Source organism: Candidatus Poribacteria bacterium (genome assembly GCA_028820845.1).
GTDB lineage: Bacteria > Poribacteria > WGA-4E > WGA-4E > WGA-3G > WGA-3G.
On record JAPPII010000013.1, the window covers coordinates 1 to 12,580 of the forward strand.

The following is a 12,580-nucleotide window of genomic DNA, read 5'->3' on the forward strand; positions in this document are numbered from 1 at the left end:
AAGCGACGACTGAGAATATATCAACTCATTTTCTAATTTTGCGTAAGTCCTATAGAGACAAACCCGGTCAGATTGTTATTGTATTAATTCAACCCTGTTTGTATTGCGTTTCCTCACTCAACAAAATCCTCAAGTACAATTACATTTAACTCACTAACTTCCAGTTTCTTCAAATCTTTGTCGTTAGTGACAAAGATATCACAGCCATTCTCTAATGCTGTAGCAACAATTAGAGCATCAGGGGTTCGGATGGATGGATATTCTGAACGCAGTTTTCCCGCCCGTTCCGCTATCTCATAGGTAACTGTGAGCACTTGAATTGACAATGAGGAGAGAAATCGCTTGAAACGTTCAATCTCTGCTATCTTTCCATCTGCAAACGGTTTAGTTACAAATTCTGTCACTGATATTGCTGAGAGGAAACCTTTAATTTTCTCATCATTAATTTTGTTGAATATTTCCTCTGCTAAAAGATAGTACGGTTCAATATCTTCAAGGTAATATATAAGAACTGGGGTATCCAAGAACACTGACGTGGCTTTGGAACCAGCTGAGTGAATATCTAAAACTTTCTGTTCCATGCTTCCCTCTCTGACGCAAGATAAGCATCAATTTCTTCAACGGTACTTCCCCATGTGCCTTTCATTGAGCCACGCATTTCCCGAATCAATTCTTTCTTTTCGTCGTGAGAAAGTTCAGAAGTGACAGAAGGAATAGCTTTGGATTCAACTTTACTTTGTTGCTGTACTGAAATTTGATTCTCTTTCAAAAAATTATTAGGATCTGTGAAAGCGTTTAAGAAAAGTGGGGTCCCGGCAAATGAGAGCGGTGAAACAGGACCAATAGTCATGAACGCGTAATCTCGAGACGCGATATCAAACGAAGATTGTGGATCGCGAAAAAGTTGGTAAAGATCAAGGGCTTTACTACGGCCACCAACAAGATTACGCAATGCCTGAAACTCTGCGCCCATTGATAATCCAAAACCAAAGAAGTAAATACGCAACTGTTGGGCAATTTCACGGTGCAGACTCGACAAGGTTTGAGATATGAACATCCAACCTACACCATATTTACGAGTGGTTCGCACCGAATCAATAAAGATATTGCGGATTTGTTTCATTGTATCATTATCAGGGCTATCAGCAGGAGCCAAACGGTGAGCTTCATCCATTAGAACTAGGGTGTTAAGGTTTTGTTTTTCAGTGTAGGCGGATTCAGCTGATAGACGAATGCCTTCCAAAAGTCTCTTGATCACTAATGCCTGAATAGTGTCGTTCCAAAATAGATCTGTTTCACCTTTAATCGCTAAATCAATGATAATCAAAGGCTTGTTTCCCTTTTTGAACAAACTATATAGAATACTCTCTACAGCTTGTGCGCCTGCACGATTTGAATCAAATAATCGGGCAATTGGTGCCCAAATATCACGATAAAATTCATTAGGATCAGCACTTGTATGCGCGGATGAAAAACGCTTAAGAGGTCCCGGAGAACGGTAAAAAATTTGTTGAGTAGATTCTTGTCCGAGAAGGGACCAAGCCTCATTAAAAGATTCTCGCTTATGTAAATCCGATAGTTTAACTTTTTTCTTCTTAAGTTCGTCGATTAAAGTATTGGCTGCTATATCTCGATTTTCGGTTTTTGGAATGGTGAGTTTTTCAAAAAAAGGTGATTCATAAAGTATTTGTGCAAATAGTTCCCATCTATCTAAAACAAGGTTCTGGACGCTAATGACCTTTGTTGTTTTGTTCAGGCTGTCTAAGACCTCTTTTACCGGTAGTTGAAAACTACCCAAAACTCCTGTTCCTGAAGCTTCTTGTGAAAATTCTCCCTGTGGATCAATTACCAATATTCCCATACTTTCATGGTGAGCATAAGCCAGCATAATCATTTTTGCCAAGACTGATTTACCAGAACCGGTCTTACCAAAAATTCCCAAGTGATATGCCTCGCCTGCTCCATCTTCGCCAGTATCAAAATGTTTAAACCATAGAGGTAATTTAGGCTTTGAGCCATAAACGCGTCCTAAATAGACAATCTGCTCCTTATATGGATAAAGTAACATATCCAAAACATCGTTATTTACTTGTTGAATCGGTGTTCCTGTAGATGGGACCGTCCCTAAACTACTGGGGCGATAACTGCCGTTTTCGTCGGAAAAGACAGCACTGACAATCATTTCACCTTGATGCGTGTCCTGCCGTTCACTGACTGCATCAACTTTGCCACGCTGCCGTATCAAACTCCGCATGGTAGGGTCTTCGTGCCAGATGTTCTTCAGGGCGATTTCAGTGATCTGTCCCAACGCGTAATGGTCAAGACCGTCTTGTATATAGTCGAAAATAGCCAATTCACCGACTAACTTCTTATCAACGGCAGTTGATAAAATATCCAAGGCAAGTTCCGTTGTAGAAGATGGTGAACCAATAACGCCAATTCTTTCGGCCTGATCAATCAATTGGCTTAATTTTTGATCGGACATTTTTACCTCCCTGATTCTGTGCGGTAACTGTGAAGACCAACGAAAACGTCATCGATGTTTCCCTGATAGTCTTCTGCAAGATGTTGACTGGTTATCTGGCGAAAAGCGGGGACGGCCCTAGGTAAATGTTTAACCATTCTGTCTGCCAGATAAAGAGGGTATGGCTCCATAATAGCAGCTGTGCTGCACTGATCCTTGATACCTTGTAAAACGATACCTAATCTGGGGCGATTTTTGGCAATAGTTTGACTCATTTCCAAACGTAAAGCTGGCATATAAGCGTGAGGTCGATAATAAAGAAAATGGACCCTGTTCAAAGATTGTAAAACTTGCTCAACGATTTGGTCTATCTCGTTTAAGGTAGCAACATCAGTGAAATCGTTAATTACTGAAGTGCCGAGATGCCAGGAGTAGGTAGAGAGTAAAGCAGGAGTTGTATACTCACCCGGTTCCAAAATAGAACTTAGCAATCCGCGATCATCATGAGAGTCGGGCCATCCCAATTTTTTGCCTATTTCCCTACGAGAGGTATACTTAGGTATAGCTATCCATTGCCGGTCATTACGTGGAGGATTTAAAAGGCAGTAATACGCCTCAAGAAAAGACTGGATTTTATTAACTAAATATCCTTTAACGGTTTTGAGATGAGGCCATTCCTTGGCTTTGCTAAAACCTTGATTAAAGTAAATGACAGGAGTGGTTAATGAACCATCCAAAAGAACAAGTTCATGAGGGGCTTGTTGGGCTAAAATCAACTCCATTCCAATCATCCCTGCGCGTAAGATGGAACTCGTGTCGGGATTATGAGTTTCAGTTTCGACATGGACAAAATGATTAGGTTCCGGCCAAAAACGTTTTTCGGAAGGGGGGGTCAAACCCTCAACTGCTACTGCGCCAGCTACCACCAAATCTGTCGCTAAAAGTCTTTCAACAGCGTAGGACCCGTCAACACCACAAGTAGTTGGGCTTTGTGTTACAGGCAAGCTGGAATCATGCATCACCAAACCAGAGTCAATAAGTTGCTTGCGCCATACTTCTCTTTTGTTTCGCAGCTCTTCAAAAGATTCTAATAACTCTTGCCCTATTCCTTCAGTTCGTTTAAGGACCTCATCAACGAGAGATTTTGGGAGTTCACTAAAATCAACCGATTCGTTCATTATTATTTTACTCCTTCACTATCTACTTCGGGTAAGAGGAGGTCTACGGAGAATTGAACCTTCGATTTTAATTCCTTAAGCAAATTGCGAATCCACACTGCTCCCTTGTCTCCGTAGTTGATTGCTTTGATCAGTTTCTCAAAGTCGGCAATTATGCTTCTGATACCCCTCAAGTAGTTGCTGTAACCTCTAATTGCCTCGTTGCTAATAGCATAGGATCGAGAAGTCGTTGTGAATGCTATCTTTTTTGTGGTACATTCGTCTATGAATTCCTCGTAGGTGAGATGCTCTGAGAGTTGATGTTTACTAAAAGTATTTTCGAGCGTTTGCCTTTTTTCTATTGCTTTGATGACAAGTTGCTCGCGTTCCCTTTCTTCATCACCAGTTTTGGCTTTCTTTATGCTCTGCTGGTTAATACTCGAGTTCGCTTGTTTAATTGCAAAAAAACTGCTCTGGTTACCTTCCCATAACTTCCACTCTTGAGGTTCCCACGTCCTATAGTATTTATTTTTTTTACTGTGAGGCAGCAACCATCTTTCACGATACCACTTGAATAGTTCACTTACGGGTTGATCGTAATAGTGCAGTTCTCGGTCATTACCACATAGGAAAGCGCGAGTATTTTCTGCCAATGGTGCCACATATATTTCTCGCTTAATTCCATGATTAAGCCAACTTTTAGGTAACCCTAACTTACCAAGTGCCTTTTGAACCACCTCTTGTTTGTTTCTAAATCCTGACCCCCAAGATTCATGGCTAGCTGTGGCAGTAGCATTTGATTTCGCATACGCTATTAGTGAACCGTAAATTCCATTGGAGAAGTGAAATTCACCGAATCCCTGCGTGTGTCCTACGCGCTGAAAAACAAGTCGTTTCTCAAGATGTTCTATCTCAATATCCGGCTGCGCTGATAGATTTGGTTCTGCACATTTGAGACGGTTATACATTGACGATCTTTCAAGCGCAGAAGTAGTTGTTATCATTGCGATATCGCCAGCATTTTCTCGTTTTCGAATTACTGATTTTTTTCCTTTGTATTTGTGCTTGAATGCTTCACGAACTTCATTACTGGTGGCCAATAGTGCTATGAGTTTACCGCCTAACAAAAACGAATAAGGTGGAACTGCTCCCAATACAAAAGCATCTACAACATGATGGAGTCTCTCTTTTCTATCTTCATGATTCCAACCTACCCATTGATCACGATGTCTCAAACTAAAAACGGGATCTCCCAAACCGAACAAACCCATCACTTTATTTGTATGTTGGTCCATTACAAGGTATCTGAGTCTTCGACCATACCCTGAAGATACTGGTATACTCCAATGTAAGCCAGCGTATCGAAACAAAAGTGCTTCTTTTGACCCCGCATGTACTTCAACAAGTTTAGGATTGATTTTATCCGGGACAATCTCTTCTCCAGAAGCAAAACATTGTAGTAAAGATGGCTCATGTTCAATAAGACCTTTTTTATTTTCCTCAATTTTGTGGCAAACTGCCTCATTATGCAGTTTCCTAATTTTTCTCTTATCAAGGTATTCAGGTAAGTAAACTTCGTTGTCTTGAACTTTAAAACCTTGGGTTTTAAGAGAATTTGTAATGCGAGTTTTAAGGGTTTTGGCGTATACAGGACTAGCGTATAAGGTGTTAAGGATGGTTGATACTTCTTCATCCGCGTGGAAGTGTGCCTGTAGCGATTCAAAGACACCAGCATCACACCAGTGCCTAAAACGTTGGTATATAGTATGCATGTTGCCATACTTATCAGGTAAATCACTCCAGGTGGTTTCCTCTTTTGCTAGCCACGAAATAGCAGAGAGGAACAAACGACATTTTTCTGGACTTCCAACGCGGACCTTTGGGTAATCAGCGAGAAAAAGCTGTATTTGATCCCAAACAGCATCCGTTATTTGCCATGGTAGTTCTTGGGAATTGTCTGTTTTTTTCTTTTTCATATGCGTATGGTATTCAAATTTGCTTGGGCGTTTCTTGTGAGCAAAAACCCTTCGTCGGGGGAACAAGGTCATTTACGTACAGATGTTACAATATTCAGCCCTGAATATCTTCAAGGCTTTGGGCGGTCATCACCCGCTCTAAAAGGATATCAAGGTGTGAAAGATTTTGGATGGAGGTGATCCGATCGGTGAGTGTTTCTGGGACGTTCTGAAATCGGATCCGTAGAAGCTGTAGGATTGCTGCCTGTTTGCCTTCTATGATGCCCTCGGCTTTGCCTTGTTCTATAAGGAATTCAGCCGCTGTTTGTGCCATGATTACTACCTCACTTTCATCTTGACTATGGCGTTTGACCAATTCTATTAACTCTTCACGCTCCTCAGCTGACCGACGATGCAGAATCAATTGGATAAAATAGAGAAGTGCTGGACGCACTTGCGATACTTGTGCTTCATCCAACCGACTTAACGCCGATACCGCGGATGCTAACGCTTCACTGAGTGCTGATTTCCCCGAACGCTCTTTTTGAAGAACACTTAACAACCACCCTAATGGATGCCCAGGCTTCGTTAGAGTCTCTCGATCTGCTGTTTTTACTTCTAAAAATAGGGTGTCAAACGTCGGCACAAATCGCTCCAGGATTTCGGGGACCTCCATTATTGCCGTCAGCGACAACGGAGAAGTCCACCGCCGATCCCCTGTGTAAAATACTATCGGTAAGATCGGATCCAAACGTCGTCTCGACCCAGCCTCCGACTGCCACTCCCGCCACTGCCCTTGCCATATCTCCATCATATAAGACAACATCCGAAATCCCATCGTAGGATCTACCGTCGATTGATGCTCAATCAGAATATAGATAAGGAGTTCTTCGTTCTCAGTCGTCCTCTGAAACGGCACACGTAGCAGGACATCCGACTCCCGCTCCCGCAACGCATCGGAGATAAAACTCCGATTCTGCTGCGTACCTCTGCTGAAATCAAGGAGCCCTACAAGGTCAGGCGCGATGATTTCTACTAAGCCTCGCACATACTCCGGGTCCTGGAGCAACCGTCTGATACTTCGGTCAGGGAAATGTTCTATCAGGATATCAGAAGGTTCAAGAGATTTCGGGGCTTTTAACATAAGTACCTAAATTTTCAATCCATTCAGACTGAAGATGAGATTTGAAGAATAGTATAGCCTCAGTGCTCCTAGAAATCAAGTTGTTTTTTCATGGGGGCGGGGCCTTTTAGCCCTCTTGTAAGAGGGAACACCAATTCCTGACTCCTTCAGGACTTTCTCAGCTTCCTTCGCTGGCGAAGAAATCCGATACAAGACTATTGATTTTCATAGGCAGCAATATCCGTTTCATACTGCAAGGTCCAGCCGATTTCATCAAGTCCGTTCAGTAAACAATACTTCTCAAAATCGCCAATCTCAAAATTGTGTGCAGTGCCGTCAGGGCAAATCACCGATTGCGCCTCCAAGTCTACCATCAACTGGTAACCCTCAGTGTCGTGTGCTGTTTGGCTGAGTGAGGCGATAACATCCGCAGGTAAGGCTATCGGGAGAATGCCGTTTTTATAGCAGTTATTACGGAATATGTCTGCAAACGAGGGTGCCAAAATCGCTTTGAAACCGTACTGCTGGAGTGCCCACGGGGCATGTTCACGCGAGCTACCGCAACCGAAATTCGCGCCCGCAATGAGAATGCTTGCACCGGCGTAGCGCGGGAGGTTCAACACGAATTCTGGGTTCGGATCGCCGTTTTCGAGGTAACGCCAATCGTTGAAGAGAAACTCGCCGAATCCGGTGCGTTCAATCCGTTTCAAAAATTGCTTCGGGATAATCTGGTCGGTGTCAACATTAATTCGATCGAGTGGGACGACACGTCCAACGTGTTCTTTGAATGCTTCCATATTTTTTGTTTCCTTTATATTCGAGATTGAAGGCAAAGGTCCTCCTTCCAATCTTCCAGTTTTCCATGCTTTCTACTGAAACGTTCGGATGTCTACAAAATGTCCCGTTACCGCAGTGGCGGCAGCCATCTGTGGACTCACAAGGTGCGTGCGTCCGCCTTTGCCCTGTCTGCCTTCAAAGTTTCGGTTCGACGTGCTGGCACAACGTTGACCTGGCATTAAGATATCGGGATTCATGCCGAGGCACATGCTACATCCCGCTTCGCGCCATTCAAAACCTGCAGCACGGAAAATCTCGTCGAGTCCTTCTGCTTCCGCTTGGCGTTTAACCGCCTGTGAACCTGGGACGACCATCGCGCTGACGGTCTCTGCAACCTTCCTGCCCTGCGCGACTTCAGCGGCAGCCCGTAAATCACTGATGCGGGAATTGGTGCAGCTGCCAATAAAGACTCTGTCTACCGGAATATCTGTGATTGGCGTACCGGGTTTGAGATCCATGTATGCTAAGGCGTGTTCAGTGGCAGTCTTCTCATCGGTTGTCGTCATCTCTGCTGGATCCGGCACGCGACCGGTTACATCGGTTACCATACCTGGGTTTGTCCCCCACGTTACTTGTGGTGCAATGTCCGCTGCATCGAGTAGTAGAGTCCGATCGTAGGTTGCTCCATCGTCGGTCGGGAGCTGCTTCCAGCGTTCAACCGCTGCGTCAAATTCTTCGCCTTTCGGTGCGAAACGCTTGCCAGCGATGTATTCATAGGTAGTCTCGTCAGGTGCAATCATTCCCGCGCGTGCACCTGCCTCAATCGACATGTTGCAAACGGTCATCCGTTCCTCAATGCTAAGGGCACGGATCGCAGCACCTGTATACTCCACGACGGCACCGTTGCCACCGTCGATACCGATGTGTCCAATAATCGCGAGAATAATGTCTTTTGCGGTAACGCCATAAGGCAGTGTGCCATCAATCCGAATCTCGAAGGTCTCCGATTTCTGTTGCAAGAGGCACTGCGTTGCGAGGACATGCTCAATTTCACTCGTACCGATACCGAAAGCGAGTGCGCCGAGTGCGCCGTGCGTTGAGGTGTGGCTATCACCACAGACGATGGTTTTGCCGGGTTGTGTAATACCGAGTTCGGGTCCGATGACGTGGACGATGCCTTGTTCGGGACTGTCGATATCGTAGAGCGGAATGTCAAACTCAGCGCAGTTTTCCGCCAGCGTTTCCATCTGTTTCGCGGCAATCAGGTCGGTAATCGGTAGTGATCGGTCTGTTGTCGGTACGTTGTGATCCATGGTCGCGAAGGTCAGATCCGGACGGCGTACCTTTCGGTTATTAAGCCGCAATCCTTCAAATGCTTGTGGGGATGTGACTTCATGAACGAGGTGCGTGTCGATATAGAGGATCGGCACCTCGTCTGCGGAAGCGCGAACGAGATGCGCCTCCCATATCTTTTCGTACATTGTTTTTGGCATAATTTTGTTTTACCTTATGTCTCTGACGGAGTTATTCAAACGCCTGCAACGTGCCATCTTTCACTCTCAGGACCTTCGGATCATAGATAGCGTCCCCGTTGGCAGCAAAAGAGAATTTGCCGAAAACTGTGTCAAAGTCTTTGATGTCCGCCAGCGCGTCTCGAATCGCAGCCGAATCGGTGGATTCGGCATTCCTAATTGCCTCCGCTAAGATATAGACGGAAGTATACGCGACCATAGCAAATCCGTCTGGTTCCATCCCAAACGTTTCGCTATAATTCTGAACGAAAGCTTGATTTCCGGGGGTGTCATCTGTGCTAATCCAACTTACGAACGTGACTGCCCCCTCGGCGGCGGGCCCCGCAGCTGCTACCTCAACATCGGTTAACGAAGAAATAATAATGGGAGCCGTTAAACCGAGGTGGCGTGCTTGAATCAGGATTCCTGGTTTTTCCGGTGGCAATGCTGAGACGAAAATAGCATCCGGATTCAACGCTTTTATCCGAGTGAGTTGCGCTGAGAAGTCAGTATCACCGGTTTGGAAAGTTTCTGGGGTGAGCCCCTCAATACCATTTGCTTCAAATATTTTCCGTAATACCGTGTCTTGATCTGTAGAAAAGAGATCCGTGTCGTCATATAACGTGGCTACTCGTTGATAACCGAGTTTCGCATGCGTTTCCTTGATGCCCGCGGCAATAGCGACCGCCGTCGTGAGTGGAATACGGAAAACAAAGTCACCGATGTCAGTAAGGCCGCTTGCTCCCGCTGTCGGGCTGAGTGCCACGATCTTGTGTGCTTGTGCAATCGGGAAACCCGCTTGTGTTGCACTCGATGTTGAGGGACCGAGAATAGCAACCACGCTATCTGTCCCAATGAGTTTATTGAATGCCTGAACCGTCCCTTCTGGCGTGCCCATATCGTCCTCAAAGATAAACTTGAGTCGGACCTCGCTGACATTTGCCTTGGTGATTTCATCAATAGCGAGTGCGAACCCCTGTTCCATACGTTCACCCGTAGCAGCCACGTGTCCTGTCAAAGGTAAAACGATTCCGATAGCAATCTCACTACGCTTCTCTTCTATTTCAGGTGTAGCAGGTTGGACAATTTGTGATGCCCGCTCACAGGCAGAGAAACCTACTATCAGGGTAGCAATTGCCACGATAGATGTAAATAATTTCAATTCAATTTACTCCTTATTAAATTTCGCTTTATTTCCCATAAAACTTAACTTCTCGAATTACAATATCTTTGAACGGCACTGTGATTTTATCTGTTGACGGTTCTCGTGTCGATTTGGCACTGTCTCGCTCGGATGTGGCAGTGAGTCGGAGAAACAGTATATCTCGTTCAATGCTAACACGTATCACAGCGGCATTTTCAGATTTTGCCCGGCGATTGTCAGAAATACGTGTGAAGCGGTGTGCTTGGTCTGATTCTGCTGTGTCTATTGTGAGGCTCAGAATGTTTGATGCAGGATGAATCTCAACGTAAGTTACATACTCAGCAGAATTAAGCTGAATCAACGCTTGGACCTTATTCGTTCCTTGTATGGAGTCCTGATACCTGTAGGGAAGTGTGACTCCGTCCGTATGATCCTTTTCAACAGAACCCTCCACCTTCAGAATGCTGGACGTACCCATGTTCCCATCAACCAGCCGCGGATAATTCTTGCACTGAAGTTGGACAGCGGGAATCTCTGTCGGCGGCGGTTGATTCAATATCGCGCAACCGGGAACTAAGAGTGTCGTTAGGAAGAGTAAAAACTTCTCTCGTAGGGGACAGTTTAAGAGTTTCATAATTGCAATCCTCACGTATGCAAACGGAAGTGGAATGCCTGTTCTGCTCCATCGGATGTAGATGTTTGAATTGCCCTCTAAACCCGCATAACAACTGGGAAGATGAGCGGTGTCCGTTGCATCTGTTTTGAGAAAAAGCGACGGAGCGCGCTTCGGATCTCATCTTGGACTATCTCCGTTTCGTGTTTCTGTTCATCGCTCAGATTTTCGATGACGCGTCGGGTAATCTCTTTCGCCTCTTCTATGAGTTCTTCCGATTCGTCCATATAGACAAATCCACGCGAGATGATTTCTATCTGTCCAGCGTTCAATCCTGTTTTGGAATGGCTATCCGCAGAAATATTCTCTTGCTGGTCGCCATCACCTGTGTCGCTCTGTAGGACAATAATAGGCACGAGGATGCCGTCTTCAGAAAGTTGGATACGGTCACGCAGGACAATATCCTCAAGTTCGATTTCTGGTTTGCCATCGACAAGGACCCGTCCGGAACGGCCCTCGCGTCCAAAGACTTCACACATTTCAGATGTAAGGCGGATAAGTTCGCCATCTTCAGCGACTTTGATGTTTTCACTCGGCACCCCGACAGATTCAGCGAGTTCGGCGTGCCGCATCAGATTTTGGTATTCACCGTGCATCGGCATAAAGAATTTAGGCTGCAGGAGGTTGAGCATTAACTTCAAGTCTTCACTCGAACCATGACCGGAGACATGTACGTTGGCGTTGCGTTCATGATATATCTTCGCGCCACGCCTAAGCAAATGGTTCACCACGTTCCCGATTGACTTTTCGTTACCTGGAATGATGCGTGCCGACATAACCACAGTATCACCCTGTTCCACCTTTAAAAACGCGTGATCATCAAGTGCCATCAATGCCAGTGCCGAACGTGGTTCGCCTTGGCTGCCGGTTGTTAAAATCACAACCTCGTGTGGTTTGAACAGAGACGCATCGCGGGCATCAATAAGATAGTCAGGATTCACATTGAGGTAGCCGAGTTCAGAAGCCGTGCGGACATTGTTGATGAGAGAACGTCCGGTGACAGCAACGAGTCGCCGATGAATATTCGCGAGATCAATGAATTGCTGGATACGGTGGAGACTTGAGGAAAATGTGCAAAGGAACAGTTTCTGCTCCGTTTTCTGAAAGATATTGTCTATAGTATCATAGATGCTTCGCTCGGACGGTGTTTGTCCGGGACGTTCTGCGTTTGTGCTGTCGGAGACGAGCATCGTGACGCCTTCTGCACCTAAACGGGCGAGCCTCTGAACATCGCTTAGCTTACCATCGACAGGGGTCATGTCGAACTTGAAATCACCCGTATGAACAATAACACCGACGGGTGTGTGGAGTGCGATTGCTACACTGTCGGGAATGCTATGTGTGACATGGATGAATTCGGCAGAAAAGGCACCCAGTTCAACGGTATCGCCCGGGGCAATTGTGTTGAGTTGTGCTTTGCCGAGTACACCGTATTCACGGAGTCTGCCGCTTGCGATTGCGAGGGTGAGCTGCGTGCCGTAAACCGGCACGTCTAACTGCCGTAGGACATAGGCTAAAGCACCAATATGGTCTTCGTGTCCGTGAGTCAGAAGGATTCCGCGAATCTTCTTCTGCCGTTCAACGAGATAATGAATATCTGGGAATATTAGGTCAACGCCGGGCATGTCTGCATTCGGGAGCATGAAACCGGTATCGATGACGATAAGGTCGTCCTCGGTTTCATACACCATCATATTCATCCCAAATTCGCCTAAGCCGCCCAATGGGATGATTGAGACGTTCGCTTCAGTTATATCTTCAAGATTTTTTCTCATA

At 45.6% G+C, this 12,580-nt stretch carries 10 protein-coding genes; all 10 read right to left on the reverse strand.

The annotated features are described in order from the left end of the window. Nucleotides 1–113: 113 nt before the first annotated feature. A complete protein-coding gene (locus OXN25_03110; GenBank protein ID MDE0423842.1) occupies nucleotides 114–581 on the reverse strand; it encodes a PIN domain-containing protein in 468 nt (155 codons plus the stop codon). Continuing rightward, nucleotides 563–2,485 carry a DUF87 domain-containing protein gene (locus tag OXN25_03115; protein ID MDE0423843.1) on the reverse strand — a complete coding sequence of 641 codons (1,923 nt, stop codon included), beginning with the start codon at nucleotides 2,483–2,485 and terminating at the stop codon, nucleotides 563–565. Before OXN25_03115 ends, OXN25_03110 begins: the two co-directional genes overlap by 19 nt. 2 nt (nucleotides 2,486–2,487) lie before the next feature. After that, complete coding sequence (locus tag OXN25_03120; GenBank protein MDE0423844.1) at nucleotides 2,488–3,642, reverse strand: DNA double-strand break repair nuclease NurA; 1,155 nt, start codon at nucleotides 3,640–3,642, stop codon at nucleotides 2,488–2,490. Between the two features lie 2 nt (nucleotides 3,643–3,644). Then, complete coding sequence (locus OXN25_03125; protein ID MDE0423845.1) at nucleotides 3,645–5,597, reverse strand: DUF4338 domain-containing protein; 1,953 nt, start codon at nucleotides 5,595–5,597, stop codon at nucleotides 3,645–3,647. Nucleotides 5,598–5,691: 94 nt separating this feature from the next. Continuing rightward, nucleotides 5,692–6,720, reverse strand: a complete 1,029-nt coding sequence (locus tag OXN25_03130) for an Rpn family recombination-promoting nuclease/putative transposase (protein MDE0423846.1) — start codon at nucleotides 6,718–6,720, stop codon at nucleotides 5,692–5,694. 194 nt (nucleotides 6,721–6,914) lie between these two features. Continuing rightward, complete coding sequence (leuD, locus tag OXN25_03135) at nucleotides 6,915–7,496, reverse strand: 3-isopropylmalate dehydratase small subunit (GenBank protein MDE0423847.1); 582 nt, start codon at nucleotides 7,494–7,496, stop codon at nucleotides 6,915–6,917. A 72-nt stretch (nucleotides 7,497–7,568) separates the two neighbouring features. Further along, entirely contained in the window at nucleotides 7,569–8,972 is a 1,404-nt protein-coding gene (leuC, locus tag OXN25_03140; protein MDE0423848.1) for a 3-isopropylmalate dehydratase large subunit, read from the reverse strand. A 28-nt stretch (nucleotides 8,973–9,000) separates the two neighbouring features. Next, a complete protein-coding gene (locus tag OXN25_03145) occupies nucleotides 9,001–10,149 on the reverse strand; it encodes an ABC transporter substrate-binding protein (protein MDE0423849.1) in 1,149 nt (382 codons plus the stop codon). 28 nt (nucleotides 10,150–10,177) lie between these two features. Further along, a complete protein-coding gene (locus OXN25_03150) occupies nucleotides 10,178–10,765 on the reverse strand; it encodes a hypothetical protein (GenBank protein MDE0423850.1) in 588 nt (195 codons plus the stop codon). A 77-nt stretch (nucleotides 10,766–10,842) separates the two neighbouring features. Next, nucleotides 10,843–12,579, reverse strand: a complete 1,737-nt coding sequence (locus tag OXN25_03155) for a ribonuclease J (protein ID MDE0423851.1) — start codon at nucleotides 12,577–12,579, stop codon at nucleotides 10,843–10,845. Between the last annotated feature and the right edge of the window lies 1 nt (nucleotide 12,580).

Excerpts from the sequence above, each read along its gene's own strand:
- OXN25_03110 (MDE0423842.1), bottom strand. The coding sequence starts at position 581 with ATGGAACAGAAAGTTTTAGATATTCACTCAGCTGGTTCCAAAGCCACG.
- OXN25_03115 (MDE0423843.1), bottom strand. The coding sequence starts at position 2,485 with ATGTCCGATCAAAAATTAAGCCAATTGATTGATCAGGCCGAAAGAATT.
- OXN25_03120 (MDE0423844.1), bottom strand. The coding sequence starts at position 3,642 with ATGAACGAATCGGTTGATTTTAGTGAACTCCCAAAATCTCTCGTTGAT.
- OXN25_03125 (MDE0423845.1), bottom strand. The coding sequence starts at position 5,597 with ATGAAAAAGAAAAAAACAGACAATTCCCAAGAACTACCATGGCAAATA.
- OXN25_03130 (MDE0423846.1), bottom strand. The coding sequence starts at position 6,720 with ATGTTAAAAGCCCCGAAATCTCTTGAACCTTCTGATATCCTGATAGAA.
- leuD (MDE0423847.1), bottom strand. The coding sequence starts at position 7,496 with ATGGAAGCATTCAAAGAACACGTTGGACGTGTCGTCCCACTCGATCGA.
- OXN25_03150 (MDE0423850.1), bottom strand. The coding sequence starts at position 10,765 with ATGAAACTCTTAAACTGTCCCCTACGAGAGAAGTTTTTACTCTTCCTA.
- OXN25_03155 (MDE0423851.1), bottom strand. The coding sequence starts at position 12,579 with ATGAGAAAAAATCTTGAAGATATAACTGAAGCGAACGTCTCAATCATC.